Annotated in this window: 27 protein-coding genes; 5 read left to right on the forward strand and 22 right to left on the reverse strand. The window is 34.3% G+C overall.

Translation table 11 applies throughout. The features are described from left to right. Positions 1 to 42: 42 nt before the first annotated feature. The 5 genes from ABC346_RS01735 to ABC346_RS01755 all read right to left on the reverse strand — a co-directional run bounded on the left by ABC346_RS01735 (position 43) and on the right by ABC346_RS01755 (position 2,470). Complete coding sequence (locus ABC346_RS01735; protein ID WP_413233261.1) at positions 43 to 465, reverse strand: DUF4181 domain-containing protein; 423 nt, start codon at positions 463 to 465, stop codon at positions 43 to 45. A gap of 16 nt (positions 466 to 481) precedes the next feature. Next, positions 482 to 889 (reverse strand): DUF4181 domain-containing protein, encoded by a 408-nt coding sequence (locus ABC346_RS01740; RefSeq protein WP_413233262.1) that lies wholly within the window; start codon positions 887 to 889, stop codon positions 482 to 484. Between the two features lie 18 nt (positions 890 to 907). Then, positions 908 to 1,312, reverse strand: coding sequence for a hypothetical protein (locus ABC346_RS01745; protein ID WP_413233263.1), 405 nt, complete (start codon positions 1,310 to 1,312; stop codon positions 908 to 910). Positions 1,313 to 1,659: 347 nt separating this feature from the next. Beyond that, the gene (gene cutA, locus ABC346_RS01750; RefSeq protein ID WP_413233264.1) at positions 1,660 to 1,980 is read right to left on the reverse strand and encodes a divalent cation tolerance protein CutA; all 321 of its coding nucleotides are present in this window, start codon (positions 1,978 to 1,980) and stop codon (positions 1,660 to 1,662) included. Between the two features lie 37 nt (positions 1,981 to 2,017). Further along, positions 2,018 to 2,470, reverse strand: a complete 453-nt coding sequence (locus ABC346_RS01755) for a GNAT family N-acetyltransferase (protein WP_413233265.1) — start codon at positions 2,468 to 2,470, stop codon at positions 2,018 to 2,020. A 188-nt stretch (positions 2,471 to 2,658) separates the two neighbouring features. Here ABC346_RS01755 and ABC346_RS01760 point away from each other — a divergent pair, with 188 nt between their 5' ends. Next, positions 2,659 to 3,228, forward strand: coding sequence for an LOG family protein (locus ABC346_RS01760; RefSeq protein ID WP_413233266.1), 570 nt, complete (start codon positions 2,659 to 2,661; stop codon positions 3,226 to 3,228). 56 nt (positions 3,229 to 3,284) lie between these two features. Here ABC346_RS01760 and ABC346_RS01765 read toward each other — a convergent pair whose 3' ends face one another. From ABC346_RS01765 to ABC346_RS01805, 9 genes are all read right to left on the reverse strand, one after another. Continuing rightward, a complete protein-coding gene (locus ABC346_RS01765; protein WP_413233267.1) occupies positions 3,285 to 3,575 on the reverse strand; it encodes a DUF5344 family protein in 291 nt (96 codons plus the stop codon). Beyond that, positions 3,572 to 3,991, reverse strand: a complete 420-nt coding sequence (locus ABC346_RS01770) for a YwqH-like family protein (RefSeq protein ID WP_413233268.1) — start codon at positions 3,989 to 3,991, stop codon at positions 3,572 to 3,574. The genes ABC346_RS01765 and ABC346_RS01770 overlap by 4 nt, the downstream gene beginning before the upstream one ends. Before the next feature lie 283 nt (positions 3,992 to 4,274). Then, complete coding sequence (locus ABC346_RS01775; RefSeq protein WP_413233269.1) at positions 4,275 to 4,856, reverse strand: histidine phosphatase family protein; 582 nt, start codon at positions 4,854 to 4,856, stop codon at positions 4,275 to 4,277. A 75-nt stretch (positions 4,857 to 4,931) separates the two neighbouring features. Further along, complete coding sequence (locus ABC346_RS01780; RefSeq protein ID WP_413233270.1) at positions 4,932 to 5,507, reverse strand: hypothetical protein; 576 nt, start codon at positions 5,505 to 5,507, stop codon at positions 4,932 to 4,934. An 11-nt stretch (positions 5,508 to 5,518) separates the two neighbouring features. Beyond that, a complete protein-coding gene (locus tag ABC346_RS01785) occupies positions 5,519 to 6,007 on the reverse strand; it encodes a hypothetical protein (protein ID WP_413233271.1) in 489 nt (162 codons plus the stop codon). A gap of 129 nt (positions 6,008 to 6,136) precedes the next feature. Continuing rightward, positions 6,137 to 6,643, reverse strand: a complete 507-nt coding sequence (locus ABC346_RS01790) for a GNAT family N-acetyltransferase (RefSeq protein WP_413233272.1) — start codon at positions 6,641 to 6,643, stop codon at positions 6,137 to 6,139. A gap of 97 nt (positions 6,644 to 6,740) precedes the next feature. Next, the gene (locus ABC346_RS01795; protein WP_413233273.1) at positions 6,741 to 7,628 is read right to left on the reverse strand and encodes an ROK family protein; all 888 of its coding nucleotides are present in this window, start codon (positions 7,626 to 7,628) and stop codon (positions 6,741 to 6,743) included. A 173-nt stretch (positions 7,629 to 7,801) separates the two neighbouring features. Then, on the reverse strand, positions 7,802 to 8,407 hold the full coding sequence (locus tag ABC346_RS01800) for a class D sortase (protein ID WP_413233274.1): 606 nt from the start codon (positions 8,405 to 8,407) through the stop codon (positions 7,802 to 7,804). Between the two features lie 359 nt (positions 8,408 to 8,766). Beyond that, positions 8,767 to 9,216 carry a PH domain-containing protein gene (locus ABC346_RS01805; protein WP_413233275.1) on the reverse strand — a complete coding sequence of 150 codons (450 nt, stop codon included), beginning with the start codon at positions 9,214 to 9,216 and terminating at the stop codon, positions 8,767 to 8,769. A gap of 190 nt (positions 9,217 to 9,406) precedes the next feature. Here ABC346_RS01805 and ABC346_RS01810 point away from each other — a divergent pair, with 190 nt between their 5' ends. Beyond that, a complete protein-coding gene (locus tag ABC346_RS01810; protein WP_413233276.1) occupies positions 9,407 to 9,640 on the forward strand; it encodes a DUF5316 family protein in 234 nt (77 codons plus the stop codon). A gap of 138 nt (positions 9,641 to 9,778) precedes the next feature. Here the strand turns inward: ABC346_RS01810 and ABC346_RS01815 are convergent, their stop codons facing one another. Together ABC346_RS01815 and ABC346_RS01820 are read right to left on the reverse strand one after the other, a co-directional pair. Next, a complete protein-coding gene (locus ABC346_RS01815) occupies positions 9,779 to 10,648 on the reverse strand; it encodes a YitT family protein (RefSeq protein ID WP_413233277.1) in 870 nt (289 codons plus the stop codon). 263 nt (positions 10,649 to 10,911) lie between these two features. After that, positions 10,912 to 11,646 carry a glucose 1-dehydrogenase gene (locus ABC346_RS01820; protein ID WP_413233278.1) on the reverse strand — a complete coding sequence of 245 codons (735 nt, stop codon included), beginning with the start codon at positions 11,644 to 11,646 and terminating at the stop codon, positions 10,912 to 10,914. A gap of 231 nt (positions 11,647 to 11,877) precedes the next feature. On the opposite strand from ABC346_RS01820, the gene ABC346_RS01825 reads away from it, so the two are divergent. Both ABC346_RS01825 and ABC346_RS01830 read left to right on the forward strand, forming a co-directional pair. After that, a complete protein-coding gene (locus ABC346_RS01825; protein WP_413233279.1) occupies positions 11,878 to 12,525 on the forward strand; it encodes a TetR/AcrR family transcriptional regulator in 648 nt (215 codons plus the stop codon). Positions 12,526 to 12,604: 79 nt separating this feature from the next. Further along, positions 12,605 to 13,426, forward strand: coding sequence for a class I SAM-dependent methyltransferase (locus ABC346_RS01830; protein WP_413233280.1), 822 nt, complete (start codon positions 12,605 to 12,607; stop codon positions 13,424 to 13,426). A gap of 12 nt (positions 13,427 to 13,438) precedes the next feature. Here the strand turns inward: ABC346_RS01830 and ABC346_RS01835 are convergent, their stop codons facing one another. The 4 genes from ABC346_RS01835 to ABC346_RS01850 form a co-directional block, all read right to left on the reverse strand. After that, a complete protein-coding gene (locus ABC346_RS01835) occupies positions 13,439 to 13,846 on the reverse strand; it encodes a YhfM domain-containing protein (RefSeq protein WP_413233281.1) in 408 nt (135 codons plus the stop codon). A 264-nt stretch (positions 13,847 to 14,110) separates the two neighbouring features. Continuing rightward, positions 14,111 to 15,220 (reverse strand): glycerol dehydrogenase, encoded by a 1,110-nt coding sequence (locus ABC346_RS01840; protein WP_413233282.1) that lies wholly within the window; start codon positions 15,218 to 15,220, stop codon positions 14,111 to 14,113. Between the two features lie 98 nt (positions 15,221 to 15,318). Further along, positions 15,319 to 16,224, reverse strand: a complete 906-nt coding sequence (locus ABC346_RS01845) for an NAD(P)/FAD-dependent oxidoreductase (RefSeq protein WP_413233283.1) — start codon at positions 16,222 to 16,224, stop codon at positions 15,319 to 15,321. 74 nt (positions 16,225 to 16,298) lie between these two features. Continuing rightward, a complete protein-coding gene (locus ABC346_RS01850) occupies positions 16,299 to 16,724 on the reverse strand; it encodes an Rrf2 family transcriptional regulator (protein WP_413233284.1) in 426 nt (141 codons plus the stop codon). A gap of 287 nt (positions 16,725 to 17,011) precedes the next feature. Between ABC346_RS01850 and ABC346_RS01855 the strand changes: the two genes are divergently transcribed. Continuing rightward, a complete protein-coding gene (locus ABC346_RS01855) occupies positions 17,012 to 17,383 on the forward strand; it encodes a hypothetical protein (protein WP_413233285.1) in 372 nt (123 codons plus the stop codon). Positions 17,384 to 17,614: 231 nt separating this feature from the next. On the opposite strand, the gene ABC346_RS01860 is transcribed toward ABC346_RS01855, so the two are convergent. Together ABC346_RS01860 and ABC346_RS01865 are read right to left on the reverse strand one after the other, a co-directional pair. Next, complete coding sequence (locus ABC346_RS01860; protein WP_413236494.1) at positions 17,615 to 18,085, reverse strand: metal-dependent hydrolase; 471 nt, start codon at positions 18,083 to 18,085, stop codon at positions 17,615 to 17,617. A 19-nt stretch (positions 18,086 to 18,104) separates the two neighbouring features. Then, positions 18,105 to 18,515, reverse strand: a complete 411-nt coding sequence (locus ABC346_RS01865) for an NUDIX hydrolase (RefSeq protein ID WP_413233286.1) — start codon at positions 18,513 to 18,515, stop codon at positions 18,105 to 18,107. Positions 18,516 to 18,594: the final 79 nt, after the last annotated feature.

Below are 18,594 nucleotides of genomic sequence, written 5' to 3' on the forward strand. Positions count from 1 at the left end.
ACATTCGGATTTTATACCAATTATATTAATTATGAAATTAATTCAATATAAAAGATATATCAATAAAATTCCAATTACAATAATTGCAGTCCAAAATAGAGTCTCAGCCAACGTATATTTATAATTATTTAAATGCGATTGATACTTTTTCTCCATATAGACTCGATATAACTCAGGAATTAACTGAAGTAGCATTGCTATTATTAAAAGTACTGGGAAACCAGGTTTTATCTCAGGGAAATAATATATTGCTAGTGTAATAGAAGTTAGTATAATAACTACCATCCGTATTATTTTATCTACTTTTTTATGCTGCTCATTTACATTGTTATAGGAGAAAGCCTTCCTTTTTTTCACTTTAAGTAATCGTCTCATTAATTTACTAAAGACAAAATGAAGGACTAAAATAATTCCAACAAAAACTGCTATATCCAACCATACATTTCCTAAGATATCGTTATTCATTCATTTTATTTTCCTCTCAAAATATTAAAATCATATCTTCGTGATAAAGAAGGATAAGCATAACGATAATAACAACGATATCAAACATTAATATATAAATCGAATGAAGATAATTGTTTGTCCCTGGTTCAAGCACTTTTTCTATGCGTACTTGATGTATATTCATACCAATAAACATTATAAATACAATGATTATACTAATCACAAGAAACAAATTGTGATTAAAGATAAATGATAGAGTTACACCAAAAATTAGTACTAATACTAAAATTATCCTTATAATATGATTCTTGTACTTATGCTCATCGTCTATAAAACGCGTTCTTCTTTCCACACCTAATATTCGGTATAGTGTATGACGAAATAACCATCGCATAACTGAAGCTATTCCCATAGCAATCAAAAAATATAAATTAAAATCCATTATAGCCCCCAACACCTATTAAACTAATTCGATTACATATAAATAGTTAGCGTAATCTCCATTACCCCACTCTGCGACCATCATATAGATGGTTCTCCCTTTTTCGATAGGCAGATTAATCTCTTTATGATCTATCCACTCCTCACCACTCCATGTAGAAAAGCGATAGGAATCTGCTTCGTCACTAATTGTCCACTCCAAATTAGTAGTCTCACTTACAACTATTGTTTTCATTTCTTCTGCAGCTTCTACTGGATCAATCACGCTTGTTTCCGTTCCATTCCAACTATAACTAGATAATTGCACTTCAACTTCTTTACCATCCGCAGTTACAGTTAATTCTGGAATTTCTTTTTGCATACAACCAGTAGTTAACATTATGCCAAAGACGAAGATAAAGATAAGGAATTGTCTTTTCTGCATCTTTTCAACACCTTTATTAGAAATAAGATTCAGAAAAATAAGAAATTAGGGCCGAACAAAAATATTTACACAAACATACTTCCGAATGCATAGGATTTGAAAACCCGCTCCAGAAATATACTCTGCTTATCAAGAGGCTGCTGGTGAGCCTCCGGATGCTTATGCATCGGAGCCTCACTTAGGCCATCCTTCCACAGGACAAGGAAGACCTCGACTGCATCGCACGCAAGAAATCGATTTTTGTTTTTCAAGGAGCCTCCGTATATTTCTTACGCTTCATTCTGATTAACACCCTTCTTTTGGCTAAAAAATTCTGTGTCCAAAGCAAACTTCTACTGTATTATGTATTATACTAAAATAGGTATAAAGTAAATAATCGGTTCCTCGTATGGATGATTATCAACAATTATCTTCCGAACTTTTTCAATCTGATCTCGCATACAGCTAAACTCCATTTTACACTCTGTTCCATGAGATATTTTCCCGTACTCTCCCTCAAAAGGAGTAGCTAATTCTAGCGGTCTCCAAAACCCTTTTACCTTTGAGTAGGAAATAACATGATCGTAATTACCAACGGTTAAAAAACCATGGTCATTTAACTCATTCCTCATGGTTTCTACATATTCTTCTGGTAAGTATACCTCCACTTTTACATAGTCGACATTCATCTGTTATTCTCCTTCTCATCCCAAAGGCAATTCATTTTCATGATAATTCTTTTGTCATTTTAATAACATCTTCCTCAAAGTTCAGATGTTGATAAAACTGTCTCGCACGATTATTTGAAGCAAATACATCTAATGTTAACACAGGTATATCCCGTTGTACCGCCCATTCTTCTGCATGCTTCATCAATCGTTTTGCAACGCCTTTACCTTCTGCCTGTTTATCTACGACTAAAGTTGCAACATATGCATGTATCTTATCGGAGAAGAAATCGTGTTTTTCTTTCATTTCGATAAAACCAATACATTCTCCTTCAACTTCAGCAATAAATATATTATCTTTATTATTCTCAAGACTTTTCAAAGCAAGCTGCTTTTGTTTTATATCCATAATTTCTCTATCTCTATACTGAGGGAAATCCACATTTGTTAATCGATTAGATAAACGTAAAAAACTCCCCTTATCCTTCTTCATATAACTTCTGATTCTCATAAGAAATCCCTCACTTTAGTAACTTATAATACTTATATTATGACACAAAATTATCCAAGTTTACTAGTTGATTCAATTTCATTATTGCGATTTAATTCAGTTTTAAAGAAATACTAGAAACTCCGCGAACACCATGGAAATAATTCTAAAATATACTATAATGCTAGTGAGGGAGGAGGGGAAAAACAATGAAATTAAATAATATTGCTATCTTCTGTGGTTCAAGTAATGGAGCGAATGAAAGTTATTTAAAAGCAGCCAATGACATCGGAAAGCTCTTGGCATTAACCAATAGAAAATTAATTTATGGTGGTGCAAAAGTAGGTTGCATGGGGGCATTAGCGAATGCATCTCTTACTAATCACGGACACGTCATTGGTGTGATTCCTCAAAAATTGGTAGATGTTGAAATCGCTCATGAAGGTATAACTGAATTACATACTGTCGCTGATATGCATGAACGAAAAGCGAAGATGGCAGAACTAGCAGATGGTTTTATTGCATTACCAGGAGGAGCTGGAACTCTCGAGGAATGGTTTGAAGTCTTTACATGGCTACAATTAGGTTATCACAAAAAGCCATGTGGATTTCTAAATGTAAATGGGTTTTATGATCCTTTAATAAGCATGTTAAAAAACACGGTCAAAGAGGGATTTATGAAAGAATCATATTTAGATTTAATTATTAGCGAACCAAACCCTAAAACTTTAATAGAAAAAATGGAAGCTTTTGAAATGAGTTCTATTTCAAAATGGTGATTATAACTGCCCCCTCTATAGATAACGAGTCTTGAAGGGGGGTTCTCTATTACTTATTATCTTATCCGTATCGGATCATTTGTAGAAATACTCATCTGCTCTTCCGCTTGTACAAACGACTCAACACTCGTTTGTGTAACTGCTAAATTATCGCTCAATAACCCTTTATAGTCCTCTAATAAATTACAATAGTCATTAATTATTACATTATATATTGTCGTGGTTTGCAGTATATCCTCGTCAATTATTTCCCCTGATATGTTCGATTCTACAGACTCATTAGCATTCTGAACTTCTAAAAATTTTATACCTACTAGATTGTGATTCAGTTGAATTTCCTGACTCATGACAACCTCCTAATCTCGCTTCTTTTATCAATCAAACTTCTTCTATTAGATTCCATCGTATTAATAGAACTATTTAGCGCACTTATATCTCCTGTAAGTTCTTCAATCTTAAGCCTAATCCGGTCTGTCTTCCCATGTAATTGCTTGTCAGTGATGTCATTATAACTAGGAATGATATCACTATCACGTAAACCTTCAACGTTATCTGCATTGCTTCCAAAGAAAGTAGACTTTGAACATTCTGGTTTCGTACATAATTGATTGTTTCCATGAAAGTCACCTTGCTTGGATTCAAGGCTATTCAATGTACGTCTTAATCGTTCTAAATCATCTTGCTTTGCTTGTAAATCTATATTATTTAGATAAATACGATGTTGTAGCCGATTCAATTCTGTATTAATAGAAAATTCATCCATACTAATACCACCTCTTTATACCCGAGATAACATCCCGGATTGGTTTTATTTTCCTATATCTATGCATCATTATAATAAAACATCTCTTCTAATTGCAGGGTAAATAGTACTGTTTTCACAAAGAAAATCATGACTAATTTCTGGTTATAAGTCCTTTTGAACTAGTTCTTAACACCTGATTAAATAAAGTTATTTTCTTTTTACCATATCACCAAATTTAAAAATCCCGAGTAAGCTTTTATACATGCTTACTCAGGATTTTCAAAGTGTATTTACGATTAAATTAATCATTCACCGTTATTAGATGATCCGTGTTATTATAATCTATAATTTCAAAAACACTATCAATAAAAGTGAGTTTATTAATACACGTATTATTTAGATGTGTTTTTCCGGATCCAATTTCCCCTTTAGATATTACTGATAAAATCGCATTAATCAACGCTCCGTGTGCCACGATTACGATTTTTTCATTTGGAAATCGTTGACACACTTTTTTTATCCCCTCAATTCCCCGTTGTTTTACATCTTCCAATTTTTCCATATTCGGAATATCCTTCTCAGGAAAGAATCTTTCTCTATCTGCTAACGTCATTCCTTCCGCATCACCATAGGATCGTTCCTTAAATTCTTCCATTTCAATAATAGGTAACTCCCAATGTTCATTTAGAATTTCAGCTGTTACCTTAGCTCGTTGTAAAGGACTTGCGATTAATATAGATGGCCCAAACGCCTTTACTCCATTAAAGCAAAGTTTTGCTTGCATTCTTCCTGTTTCATTTAAAGGAATATCCGTTCTTCCTTGCACTCTTCCTTCTTTATTCCAATTCGTTTCGCCATGTCTAACTAAGTATATTTCTGTCATAGAAAACCCTCATTTCTATATCGTCCATCTAGCAATTATTATTTTAACATTTGTTGTATGTTAACTACTATCAACTTATATTGCTTTCTCATAGACTACTTCTCCGTCTTTATTTATTCCAGATAATTTCTCCCAATTACCATAACCAACATGATTATCCTCAAAGAAAAATGCAAACATACCACTATCTTCTATTGGATATACAAGTGTATTTTCATCATTTAACTGTAATCGTACCTTTTCAATTTCAGGGTCATTGACGACTCCAACGAGATATATAGAGTACACATCACTATTTTCCATATATCCATTACTCAAGTATGTTATGGCGTCTTCATCTGCTCTTTCTATACTAAAAAAGGAATTTTCATATTTCCATAGAAATCCATAATCCGTCTTTAAAATTCCAACAGAGAATTGGTCTTCATAAGTATTCAAGTAAAATACTCGATCATCTACATCCACTTTTTCAATTTTCTTTGATGGTCCGAAATAATTTAAATCTTGCTTTTCTTCAAAAGCAGCATCTGCAGAAAAATAATATTGTGTGTAATCGAACCATTTTATAATAATGAAGCACAACAACAAAATAACAACTGCCCACTCAAGCAAATTCCATACCCCTTTTTGCTTTCCATGAAATGATCTCATTTAAAAACTCCTCACCTATGTATCTCAATTTCCTTTTTAATCACTTGTCCATAATGCGATATACCGAGCACCAACCTATCTTGATCAGAAGGAATAGCTTCAAAACTACGTTGCCCAAATTCTCTAGTGAATAATAGCTTAGCAATCCCTGTGGTTGGAGAGAGTTCTTCTCCTTGATTATTCATTAATAAAATAGCGTTAGAAGTTAGTTCACTTTTCAAGGGATTTACCGGTATCATTTCGTAGTTTATCGTCGTTGCATACTCCGTTAATACGATTTGTTTTATATAAATCCAATCATGTTTAAGTTTTATCGAGATGTTTACATCTTCAATATGTTGAACATCACTATTTGCCTCGGCTCCAAACTCTTGAAGACGATATATGCTAATAATTATAGAATCGGTAACATAAGGAAAAAGGATAACAAAAGTCGCGATGATGATAAATCCTCTTCTTAGGATATCTACACGTGATAAATGCGAGATTTTACTATTCACCTAAACTATTCTCCCCTTCAACAAAAATCAGAATATTAATATTAAAACAAATAACGCATGTTGTAAAGTGAATTTTAGGTATATTTTTCCATTAAAAAAGGATTACACTAGTTAATCCTTCTTACTTACTTATTTAATTAGATGTTTCCCGAGAATGATCAAATCCCTCTTTATACTATCCAGTTTTGCAACATTTGGTAGATGAGCCCAGTGTTCAAATCCAAAGTATTCGAATAGTTTAACGCTTGGCTCATTATGTGCAAATATGAACCCTAGTAATGTTTCTATTCCGTAAGCAGGACTTTTTTCAATGATATAGCTCAGTAAGTTTTTTCCTAACCCTTTCCCTCTAAAACGTTCATCAATATAAATACTTACTTCAGCAGTATGATTATAGGCAGGGCGTCCGTAGAAGGATTCCAAACTAATCCAGCCACAGATTTCTCCATTCAATTCTGCTACTAATAAAGGTCGTCTGTCAGAATCATGTTCACTGAACCAATGACTCCTATCTTCTACTGTTACAGGTTCTGTATCAGCTGTTGCTATTCTGCTTTCAATCGTTGAATTGTATATAGCAACTATTTCTGGTAAATCTTCTATCGTAGCGTTTCTATATGTTAGTTTTTCACTCATGCTGTGGACCTACCTTTTTTAGTTTTTAATATTAGATATTATTTCACGTTTTCATGAATATTTGAAATTATAATATTAACTTTAATTAAACGTTTGATTAATTTACTTCTGACTGTAGAAAATGCTTTACCGATCCAACTAGATTCGCATGTTGTTTAAACGAACAAGTATCTAGTATCGGTCTAACCGTTTCAAAATGCATATCTGCCGTTAAAATGTCATACTCACGATATAACTCCGTTATGAACCCATCTCTTGCACTAATTCCTCCGCCAAAAAGAATAGTATCGGGGTCATACATGTGCTGGATATTATAAATCCCGACTGCAAGGTAATAAAAAAATTGTTTAATCGCACGTATGCATTCTGGATCCCCTTTTGCAGCCATTTCAAAAATTTGCTCTCCAGTGAATATACTTTCATATGGAACTCCTTTTTGCCTAGCAACTTCTTTTCTTAATGATGACATCGCGGCCACTTCACTCCAAGTATGCCATTGCCCTTCATGCATTAGCAACATATAACCAAATTCACCAGCATGTAAATGCTTCCCTTGCTGTACAACCCCTTGATGAATAAAAGCCCCACCTATTCCAGTTCCTACAACAATGACAATAGCATTATCTATTTCTTGTGCGTTCCCTTTCCAACTTTCTGCTAAGGCAGCACAATTTGCATCATTCTCAATTGAAACTATTTTGCCAGTATGTTGTTGCATCAATTGTTTAATATTTGGACCATGTATGTATGGTATTGCACTCGTTCCGTGAATGACACCTGAATGCGAAACCGCTCCAGGAGCACTAATAGCAATACCTTCAATATTTGGATATTGATTCACCATGACATTTGCTGCTTCTAATAACCCAGACAACTCTTTTGGTGTAATTATCTTATGTGTGTTGCTTACGTTACCCTCTTGATCCACTAAACCATATTTTGTATATGTTCCTCCTAAATCAATAGATAGAAAAGATTTTTCCATTTGTTTCTCACCTTCTCATATATTGAATTAACCTCATTTACCAATCTTGCTGAAGTATCCAGTGGTTTCTCTTATTAACCAAGCGTTTCTCAAAGATTCCTATGATTCTATATTTTGTTTTGGGACAAATCGAGTGTTCGCACCCGCAGCGGACAACCCAAATCGATGCTCAATTAATCGCCATTTGCATGCATCTCTACAGGATAAGCATAGGTTACAAAACGTTCTGGAGCATTACCTACATAGTGGAATGGATAGCATGTCGTTACGACTAAAACTTCTTCCCCCATTTGTCTAATTACTGATGTATCATCCTCTGGAACAATTTCTGTTTCTTTAATTTCATATGTGTATGATCCATAAGGTAAGTGGACAATGTATTGATCCCCTATTTCTATTTGGTCAAAATTTCGAAAGACAGTATCACGATGACCAGATAGAACAATCTGCTCTCCTTGACTAGGTAGCACAGAATTATCTAAATGCCCCACTCCTCGATCTAATGAATCCGGATCTGTTCCAGCTACAATCGGTAGTGTTTTATCTAGTTTGGGAATTTCTAAAGTTCCAAACGCTTCTCCAGTTTCTGTTTGAAACTCTTTTGGCTCAGTTTCATCAACAGAGGCAGATTCTTCAACCTCTGTTAATCCTTGCTTTATCCGTTGTTCTGCTTCATGCAAAGCTTCATCTTGCAATTTTTCAGTCTGAAATAAATGAAAACCAGCTATCCCAATCAATACCACTCCAACGATTAGTAGAAGTCTACCAAAGAGTTTCATCCGATCATCCTCTACAAAAAATTCATTAAAGACTGTATATTCTAATATTAAAGGAAACCACTTATGTTCACAATAGGTGTTTTTCTAATTGCCCATTTCTTAATTAATATATTTGTTGTAAAATTCGAATGTATTGCTGTTTGATTTCCATTGCAGACGGCCGCCTTTAAGCAGCTAACTAGGAAAAGAAAAACTCCTTTTCTTAGTGGATTTTCTAGCTCCCTGTTCTGAGTAAGGGTCGTCGTCTTCCATTCCAGTCAAATCCGAGAATTTCCTATAAAACGAACATTAGTGTTTTATTCTTATTGATTATTCGTTTTCTTAATTGACTAAATAAAGTAGTTTAGCAATATGCTCCTTCACTTTACATTAATATACGCTTGCGGGGCTCTTTCTTGTAGAATTTCTAGAAAGGTATCCTGATTAGCAGGTGAAATTTTTAATTCTCCCATAATCCCACCCGAATAATAGATAACAATCCCTTTTGTCGCCATCATTGCTCTTGTACCAATTAAAAAATTGGATGTCGCTTCTACTTTAGTTATTTGATTATACTGAATATGAAACCGGAATAAACCACTTTTAACAAAAAGGTGATCGGAACAAAAGAAATAATAAAGATTAAAGTATGGCAACAAAATAAGTAATGTAGATAAAACAAATACACTAACAAGTATAATCAAAATTATCCAATTAAAAGGAAGAATGATAAGCGGGAATATGCAAGCTACAAATAAAATGAGCGTCGCAATACATAGAAATAACTTGTAGCCTCCATCTACTTCTGATTTAAACTCTAAATCCTTCATTAAATTGTCCCCACCTTTTCGACGATTTACATAGTTCAATTACGGGTAATTATATATTATCCACAATAAAAAGCATATCCCTTAACTATCCTGAATAAGATAGGTAGGAACAGCGGATATTTGATACTATATCAGATATCCTTTCTTTAGTTTTATCACCAAAAAACAACTAAAAAGGAGGGGGAGTTAATTGCTATCAACATTATTAGAAGCAATGTTTTATATATTCTTTCTAATAGGCTTGATTAGTTTGATTATATCCGGACTAGTACTTGGAACATGGAAAACAGGACCTGATAATCGTGCTGATCATTACTCGCAATCAAAAGAACAACGCCATTATCGAACTAATTTCGGATTAAAGGCAGGAGGAATTGGTATCCTCTCCGCCTTAATTGCCGTATGTATCTATATCATTCAATAACATATCTTCTACTTCAAAAATCCAATTTTCCACACCTCTGATTGAAACACTATATAAGGCCTTCTACATGAAGCAAACAAAAAGTTTTGAAATAATTAAGCCATCAAAAGAGTAATACGACTCCTTGATGGCTATTCACTAATACACATCATGTTTTGTAAAGTTTCCACCTCGAACTTCAGCAACATCATACACTGTCACAAAAGCCTTCGGATCAATTTCCTGGATAATTTCTTTCATTTTACTTTCTTCTAACCGATTGATTATACATGAAATTTCTCTATAAGATTCTTTTGAATAACTTCCCTGTACAGTTTTATATGTAGCTCCTCGACCTAATCGTTCATAAATCGTATTAACCATCTGTTCAGGTTCATCTGTAATAATATTGAAAGTTTTTGAACCACTTAGTCCTTCTTCAACAATATGAATCACCTTGGAAGCAATAAAATATGCTATGGCTGATAATATCGCTCCTTGTAGTCCAAATACTGTAGAGACAATGATAAAAACAAACATATTTAAAAATAGAATAAGATCACTTGTACCGAATGGTAGTTTCCGAGATAACAATACAGCAAGCATATCGATACCATCTAATGCTCCTCCGTTACGAAGTGCTAACCCCATCCCAAAACCAATAATAATACCACCGACAACCGTAATCAACAATGTATCTCCTTCAATAATGGTTGGGATATGGTGCATCAGACTCGTGCTTACGGCTAATGAAATAATTCCAATGACAGAATATACAGCAAAGCTTTTTCCGATTTGTTTATATCCTAAATAAACAAATGGAATATTAAGTAAAGCTATTAGTAATCCTAGTGGTAACCCTATCAATTGTGAGCCAACAATACTTAACCCGGTTACTCCCCCGTCGGATACACTGTTTGGAATTAACACTGCTTCTAATCCATAAGCAGTAATAAATCCTCCGATAATAATCATCATTCCTCGTACAATTATCATTGTTTTCCTTTGTTGCTTCTTTCTTACATGCATTCCTCTTCCTCGATTCTTTTAAATTTCTAGAGTAGATACCTAGACTTAATTATACGCTTCTGTTTTTATTCTTAAAGTTTAAAGTAAAATATCATATAGTGAAACTTCATTCAGTGGGAGAGGTCTTCTACAATAAATCAAACAAGATACGCCCCCATTGTCTTACGATGGGGGATTACTGCCAGTTACGTATGAGACAAAAATAAAAACACCTCTATAAGAAAGAATCATCCTTCTCATAGAGGTGCCTTAAAATCTATCCATTACATTGCTGTTAATCCACCATCGATGACAAATTCAGAACCTGTAGAGTAACTAGATTCGTCAGATGCAAGAAATAGTACCATATTGGATACTTCTTCTGGCTGAGCCATGCGTTGAGATGGGATTTGTTTGGCAAATTCTTTAATTTGTTCTACTGCATCCCCTTGCGTAACCATCGGAGTTTCGATTACACCAGGATGAACAGAGTTCACACGAATTCCTAATCCACCTAGTTGGACAGCTGCTGCCTTAGTAGCTCCACGTACAGCGAATTTAGAATCTGTATATCCAACTGCACCTGCTACAATCCCATTCATAGAGGAGATATTCACAATCGATCCGCTTCCTGCTTTTTGCATAGAAGGAACTACAGCTTTCATTCCTAAAAATACGGATACTTGGTTAATATCAATAATTTTACGATATTGTTCCTCAGTCATTTCCATCATTGAGATACTCATACTGATCCCAGCATTATTTACTAATACATTGACAGGGCCAAATGCTTCTTCTGTCTCAGAAATAACCGTAGCCCAGTCATCCGCGTTTGTTACATCTTGCTTCACAAATTTAACATTTTCCCCTAATTCATTTGCTAAAGCATTTCCGCCTTCTTCATTTAAATCCGTGAAGACTACTTTTGCTCCTTCTTTTGCAAAAAGACGCACATGAGAAGCACCCATACCTCTTGCTCCTCCAGTAATAATTGCCACCTTATTCTCTAATCGCCCCATTGTATTTCCTCCATCCTTTATGAAAATGCTTACTTTTATAACCATTCCCATAAAATGTTTTATATAGATACACGCTATAATAGCGAATTCTATCCAAAAATGCTTTCACTGGATAAAGTAATGATAGTCATTCTATCATTACTTAAATTGTATACGAATTCTGATATAATTGCAAAATAATTTGATTCCATGTATAAATTAAATAATAGGTTTATCATAAAGGAGATTGTTATGGACGCTTCCAATAAAACAGGATTGCGAGAAAAAAATAGAAACAAGCGTTATCAAAGTATCGTTGAAACTGCGAAACGATTATTTGCAGAATCAGGGTTAGAGAATATAAAAATGCAAAATATTGCGGACGAAGAAGGAATTGGGGTTGCAACTTTATTTCGATACTTTCCACGGAAAGATAAACTTATTGTTGCGGTTGCAACATCTATCATGGAAGAAGAACTTTACCAGTTTCAATTAATTATCAATGACACAGAAAATGCATATAAAAAATTGGAACGGATATTTGATTTCCTAAGTCAAATTGTGACACATTCTTCTAAAGACTCTACAAAGTTTATTGATGCATTTGAAAACTACGTAGCTATTTCCAAGGAACCTTTAGAAGATATAGTTTTATACGATTCAGTTAGAGAAGAAATCTATATACTAATGTCTGCACTTATACGAGAAGGTGAAAGTGACGATTCGATTCGTGATGATATAGATATAAAAGAAACGATGATATCTTTCGTAAACAACTTTGGTCTGTTCGCGCGTAAATTGGCACTAATGAAAGCTGTTAACTACTATGATGTAGAGGTAGAGCCTAGACGACAGTTAGAAATTATGAAAGATCTATACTTATCTCATATCAAAGCATGAAGTATATTCAATGGGGATTTTCGTTCTCCCACACTGCATGTTAACAGGAAATAATTATTTCTGAAGAGGGTCGATTAAATTGACGAGTTTTCAATCTACAGATCAACTAAACCATTTTATTAATACATATAACCTGTATAGAGATGATACTATTCAACAAGTCCAATTAAATCATCGATTGGATCTAGTTAAAGCTTTTAAAGTAGAAAAAGGAATGCGTATTATCGAAATTGGATGTGGTCAAGGAGATACAACAGCCGCATTAGCTGATGCGGTAGGTGAAAGCGGGAGAATTGTCGCAATCGATATTGCAAAAGGAGATTATGGAGCACCTTTAACATTAGATCAGGCAAATAAGGTTATTAAGCTATCGCCTTTAGGAGATAGAATTTCATTTTATTTAGACACCGATTTCTTAGAATTCGAGACGAAAGAAACATTTGATATGGCTATTCTGTCACATTCCTCTTGGTATTTTAATAGCAATATTCAGCTTCAAAATCACCTGAAAAAATTACGTCAAATCACTAAAAAGCTTTGTGTTGCTGAATGGGATTTAGCATATTCAAACAAAAAACAACGACCACACTTTCTTGCAGCATCCATCTTAGCACTATATTCAAACTTCGTATCAAATGATGGAAATATACAACATCTATTTGATAAGAGACAGATACAAACGTATATAGAAGATGCCGGATTTAACATTTACGATCAATGTACTGTCGATGCGAGCTACTTACAAGATGGACAATGGGAGATATCCTATGCAAATTCGCTTAGTGAATCATTTTCCGATGCGTCGCCAATGATACAAACACTTGTTCAAAGTTATTACGGTCTAATGAACCAACCATCAGAGTTTCAATCATTAAATAGCTTTGTATTATGCGCAAACTAAAAAAGGGGGAAGTTATTCCTCTAAGATTTCATATAGTTTTTCAGCATTTTTCTCCGAAATTGAATATACAGTATGCGTATCTTCCACCGCCATTACCGAACCAGAAGAATCATTTAGCCATAGATAAAATTCCTTTGTAGGACGATCGTCAAAAATCAATTTAACATCGTAATTTGGATCCATCATATCAACTACCCCAGGTTGTTGTACAGCACTATTAATGGCATTCTTGAAAATTTCAATCTCTTCTTCCTCCGTCAATTCTATAAAAACATTATCACTGACTTTGGTTGCAAACCCCATCGATTCATATATGCGAATGCTTTTCACTCCACCATTTATCAATCCATTCCCAAAAAGAGAGCATCCAATTAGAAAAAACGACAATAACGCAAGAGAAATATATCTTTTCCTGATCATCTTTCATTTTCCCCCTCGTCAATAAAGTAATTATATAGTTAGACGATGAACGCAGATGAAAAGTTTCATTAGTATAAGACCCAAATCAAAATACTACCAAGCAGATAATAATACTAACTTCAACATAAATAACGGCCACCTACTTTCTAAGGAAAATAATATCCTAAAAAGCTGATGGCCGTATGGACTTTCTAACAATGGCAATGCTATTGATTTTTAATCACAAGCGATTGTTATTCCTATATCTTTTTCTAATCACAGTGATTACTTCTGTAACTTTTCTTTATAGGCTTTCGTGTATTGATCTGCTGCATAGATAGCATCAGCCACATCATCTGCCGTTACTTTAAAAGCTTCGTGAATTGTTTCTTCATCAACTGTAGCTGCTTCAGCTACTTTCATAATATCTTCACGAGTTGCATCTTTTAACTTAATGTCTTCTAACGTTACCGGAAGTTCAAGACTAATATATAATTTAATATAACGCTCAATCTCTTCTTTAGAGCGTTCTTCTAAAGCCAATTGAACAAGGGTTCCAAATGCAACTTTCTCGCCATGAGTTAAGTGATGTATGTCACCATCTAACGCAGTGAAACCATTATGAATTGCATGTGCTGCACCTAATCCTCCACTTTCAAATCCAAGTCCGCTTAATAATGTATTTGCTTCAACAACATTCTCTAGAGCAGGAGTCACAGCTTTGGCCTTAACCGATTCGTATGCCAATTCTGCGTATTTAAATAAGGTTTCTTCACATTTTTCAGCAATAGCTTGTGCTGCAATAGTAGTATATCCACCCGCCATTGTTTTACCTTTATTTTCGATTACACTCCGTGCTTCTACCCATGTTGCTAATGCATCGGCAATACCTGAAGATAAGAAACGTTTAGGAGCTCCTGCTACTATTTTCGTATCTACAACTACTAAGTCTGGGTTCTTATCGTAAAAACGGTACCCTTCAAACACACCTTCATCTGAATAAACTACAGAAAGCGCACTAGTCGGAGCATCCGTTGAAGCTGTTGTTGGCACAATAACAGTCTGTCCTTTTACTTCATCAGAAACAGCCTTTGCTGTATCTAGCGTTTTACCTCCACCTACTCCAACAACTACAGATGAATTAGATTCTTCTGCAATCTTAGAAATCCGCTCCATTTCAGCTTTCGAAGCCTCTCCATTAAATACGACTTCCTCTACTTCAATACTTTCTTCTTTTAAATGCTTAACAACATCATTTGCTGCAATTTCCCATACAGTTTCATCAGCAATAACAATAGCTTGATTACCAATATCTTTCACATATTCACCAATTCGTTGGATTGCATTCTTTCCTTGTACATATTTTGCTGGGCTTATAAAAATTCGTTCACTCAATGTTGTACACTCCTTTATACCTGTGTTATCTATTTATATATTCCCATATTGTACAAATTTAAATCATAGAATCCTAAATAAGCCCACATATATCTTTTTTATAATTTAAACGATTCGTCAATCAAGTCAGAAACAATCATGGCTCCTACTTTATTGCCTTCAGCAGCAGCCATAATTAATTGGGAAGGAGTGGAAATCGTAGTATCACCACTAGCATAAATACCAGGAATATTTGTTCTACCAAAACCATCCGTCTTAATCCCTCCATTATCTGAAATCACACAACCTAAACTTTCAGCAAAAGGAGACGCTTGCTTTAAACCTACTGTAACAAGGCCTCCTTCACGATGAATTTCATCTCCACTGATAAATCTGATCTTCTGTAGCTGCCCATTTTCACCTATAAGTTCATCTATCTTCTCTTCCAATATTTGAATACCATTTTTAGCAAAGGAACGTTTTTGTATTTCAGTTAATACTCGATTTCCGTTCGTACACACGACAATATCTTTACTCCAATTAGATAACTTTTTACCCATATTAAATGCTGCTTCTTGATTCTCGGAAATGACTACTAAGGCTTGGTCTCTCATTTCCCAGCCATCACAGAACGGACAACTGAATAAGCTGGAACCATAGAACTTATCGAGTCCTTTCACATTTGGAAAAACATCCTTAAGCCCCGTTGCTAAAAGAACTTTTTTTGTTTGATATAATTTTCCCTGTTCCGTCATTAATTGAAAATGATTTTTCTCTCTATGGATTTCACTAACACGTTGAATTTCCACACTTACCGTCGGATATTTTAATATATCCCGTTTCCCTAATTCTTTAAGTTCAGATGGATGAATACCATCTCTCGTTAAAAAACCATGAGATTCATGGGTCACCTTGTTTCTGGGGTTATCATCATCAAAGACAACTACTCTTTTCCTCGCTCTCCCTAATACAAGTGCCGCACTTAAACCTGCCGGACCTCCACCAATAACAATACTATCAAACATTTATCATACACTCCTTATAACAAATATATTAAAGACTCATAATATCTATAATTAATTTAAAAAAGAACACTCTCTTAAAGGTTTTTTTGAGAGCGCATTAACTTCGCAATATCCATGATATATTTACGATCTAAGGATTCTTTCATTCTTTCCTCTGCTTCAATCATAGCATTCTCTATTAAACATTCTTCATTTCTAGAAAAGTCATCATCATGATCTATAGAACAATAAAATAACACTGTTTGTCCTTCAATAGCATGAATAACATCTAAAAACGTAATATTGTCTGCATTTCTCGCTAATCGATACCCACCTTTAGCACCCGGCGTAGATTCTATTAATCCCGCTTTAACTAATTTGGTCAATATTTTGGAAAGATACGTTGGAGACAACTTCTGTGTTTCCGCTAATCGATCTACACCGATTGACGCCCCTTTTGGCGTATCCGCTAAAAACACCATTGTGTGTAATGCATAATTCGTCGCTTTAGAAAACTTCATGTTATTACCCTTTCTCAAAGAACCATTATAGACCTTTGTTGTCTGTAATTGATTTTACAACTAGTTTCTCTTATTTGCAAATGGAATATTTTTCATTGTGTGTATTTCATAATTATGATAAGTTTATATGATAAAATTATTTAATAAGTATAATTCTCATGCTTATTGATCTGATGTACTAAATTCAGATCAATAACATATTGTAAGAGTACAGAACAAAATGCAAGCTCCTGTTTAGAAACGTAGCGATTGCTCCCTTGTTTTTTGGGGGGTGATTCGACAAATGGTTGAACTTCTATATATTTACTTTCTTATCTTGTGAAAAAGGACGTGACATGATGAATCGTTATTTAATAATTGCATTAATGATTCTTATATTGCCGATTTCTCAATTAACAGACGGCTCGCATAGTCACGTAAGCTTAGACAAAGCCAATATTGTAGAACATCAGAGCACGCTTGATTTATCTTATTCTCAAAGCGGATATACCGATAAGGTTATATTTTTCTCGATTTTTTCAGCTATTATTATTATTAGTTTGATTCAACAACGTTTACGTAATTTTGAAGTTTCATCAGTTATTCGCAGAATTCAGTTCACTCCAATATTTTATCAGTCGAGTTATCTGGGCGAATCTCCTTTGACAAACATAAAGTAAAACAAGTTTTCAAAGGAGGTATCGATCAATGATTATTCGTTATATAATTGTTGGGTTCTTTTCATTAACAGCCTTGTCAGTCTTTACGTATCAAGGAGTAGAAGTATTCCATGCCGTTGCAGATATGTTACGCTCAAAATCATAACAACGTGAAAAATAAAAATGAAACAATACACAACAACCAAAAAAGGAAGTGCCTCCGATTGGCACTTCCTTTTTATATGTACATGATTAGAGTATAAATTCTTTTCCAAAATAAATCGTTACAATTGTTAAAGCAATAAGAACAATGTTCTCTACCATCCCACCAGTTCTTGTCGTTATTGGTAAACGTACTGTTACCGAAGCAGGATATAAAAGCTTTATGCCATTTTTTGTACATGCATCTAAAATCAAATGACTTGCCATTCCTATCACCACACCCATAATAATTGACTGATTATCGGTGATTAGCGTAAGTATATATCCAATTAGTACTAGAAATATCAAACTATGTGTAATGGTACGATGTCCAAAAATAGCATTTATAATATTTGATAAAATCGGAAAACGCCTTCCAATTTTACTTCCACCGTGACAAATATCCGGTATGATGGAACCGATAGCACCTGAAATAATTAATGCAGTAGGATCATAATTTGAATAGTAGGCATAGGCTGTTGCAGCCGCAATACCTCCCATGATATGTGTCTTTCCCGTCATTGCTTTCTCCCCAGATATATTATTTATTTCTTTTGCTGTAGTAATCACCATAAGTTTGTATTACCCCCACTAATTCAGGAGGGCGCATATCAACAATAGAAAGATTATCTATTTCCATCCACTCAGGTGTATAAGACCCTCTACCTCTATTGCAAAACTCTGCTCCTTTTCCTGTTCCAAACTCCCCATCGATTACTCGAGCAGCAAAATAATATTGTATACCATTATGTGCTATTTCTGCAATACACTCTCCAACTATCACATGTAGTCCTAACTTTTCATAAGCTTCTCTCTGTGCAGCTTCTTGGGGCGTTTCACCTTTTTCAATTCCTCCGCCTGGAAAAACATAATAAACTTTATCCTCAAATTCTCTCTTGATGACTGCTACTTTATTATTTACCACTAATACAATCGACCCTCTATCTTTCACTAATTCTCACTCCACATTTATTTTTGAGCTTTTATAGTTACTAAAAGGGTAATATTTATGTTAAAATTTAGCTACCGAA

The sequence above is a fragment of the Oceanobacillus phoenicis genome (assembly GCF_047238145.1).
In the GTDB taxonomy this organism is placed as follows: domain Bacteria; phylum Bacillota; class Bacilli; order Bacillales; family Amphibacillaceae; genus Oceanobacillus.

What these genes read in the sequence shown, in the direction of transcription:
- ABC346_RS01735 (WP_413233261.1), bottom strand. Translation starts at nt 465, where the DNA reads ATGAATAACGATATCTTAGGAAATGTATGGTTGGATATAGCAGTTTTT.
- ABC346_RS01740 (WP_413233262.1), bottom strand. Translation starts at nt 889, where the DNA reads ATGGATTTTAATTTATATTTTTTGATTGCTATGGGAATAGCTTCAGTT.
- ABC346_RS01745 (WP_413233263.1), bottom strand. Translation starts at nt 1,312, where the DNA reads ATGCAGAAAAGACAATTCCTTATCTTTATCTTCGTCTTTGGCATAATG.
- cutA (WP_413233264.1), bottom strand. Translation starts at nt 1,980, where the DNA reads ATGAATGTCGACTATGTAAAAGTGGAGGTATACTTACCAGAAGAATAT.
- ABC346_RS01755 (WP_413233265.1), bottom strand. Translation starts at nt 2,470, where the DNA reads ATGAGAATCAGAAGTTATATGAAGAAGGATAAGGGGAGTTTTTTACGT.
- ABC346_RS01760 (WP_413233266.1), top strand. Translation starts at nt 2,659, where the DNA reads ATGAAATTAAATAATATTGCTATCTTCTGTGGTTCAAGTAATGGAGCG.
- ABC346_RS01765 (WP_413233267.1), bottom strand. Translation starts at nt 3,575, where the DNA reads ATGAGTCAGGAAATTCAACTGAATCACAATCTAGTAGGTATAAAATTT.
- ABC346_RS01770 (WP_413233268.1), bottom strand. Translation starts at nt 3,991, where the DNA reads ATGGATGAATTTTCTATTAATACAGAATTGAATCGGCTACAACATCGT.
- ABC346_RS01775 (WP_413233269.1), bottom strand. Translation starts at nt 4,856, where the DNA reads ATGACAGAAATATACTTAGTTAGACATGGCGAAACGAATTGGAATAAA.
- ABC346_RS01780 (WP_413233270.1), bottom strand. Translation starts at nt 5,507, where the DNA reads ATGAGATCATTTCATGGAAAGCAAAAAGGGGTATGGAATTTGCTTGAG.
- ABC346_RS01790 (WP_413233272.1), bottom strand. Translation starts at nt 6,643, where the DNA reads ATGAGTGAAAAACTAACATATAGAAACGCTACGATAGAAGATTTACCA.
- ABC346_RS01795 (WP_413233273.1), bottom strand. Translation starts at nt 7,628, where the DNA reads ATGGAAAAATCTTTTCTATCTATTGATTTAGGAGGAACATATACAAAA.
- ABC346_RS01800 (WP_413233274.1), bottom strand. Translation starts at nt 8,407, where the DNA reads ATGAAACTCTTTGGTAGACTTCTACTAATCGTTGGAGTGGTATTGATT.
- ABC346_RS01805 (WP_413233275.1), bottom strand. Translation starts at nt 9,216, where the DNA reads ATGAAGGATTTAGAGTTTAAATCAGAAGTAGATGGAGGCTACAAGTTA.
- ABC346_RS01815 (WP_413233277.1), bottom strand. Translation starts at nt 10,648, where the DNA reads ATGCATGTAAGAAAGAAGCAACAAAGGAAAACAATGATAATTGTACGA.
- ABC346_RS01820 (WP_413233278.1), bottom strand. Translation starts at nt 11,646, where the DNA reads ATGGGGCGATTAGAGAATAAGGTGGCAATTATTACTGGAGGAGCAAGA.
- ABC346_RS01825 (WP_413233279.1), top strand. Translation starts at nt 11,878, where the DNA reads ATGGACGCTTCCAATAAAACAGGATTGCGAGAAAAAAATAGAAACAAG.
- ABC346_RS01835 (WP_413233281.1), bottom strand. Translation starts at nt 13,846, where the DNA reads ATGATCAGGAAAAGATATATTTCTCTTGCGTTATTGTCGTTTTTTCTA.
- ABC346_RS01845 (WP_413233283.1), bottom strand. Translation starts at nt 16,224, where the DNA reads ATGTTTGATAGTATTGTTATTGGTGGAGGTCCGGCAGGTTTAAGTGCG.
- ABC346_RS01850 (WP_413233284.1), bottom strand. Translation starts at nt 16,724, where the DNA reads ATGAAGTTTTCTAAAGCGACGAATTATGCATTACACACAATGGTGTTT.
- ABC346_RS01860 (WP_413236494.1), bottom strand. Translation starts at nt 18,085, where the DNA reads ATGACGGGAAAGACACATATCATGGGAGGTATTGCGGCTGCAACAGCC.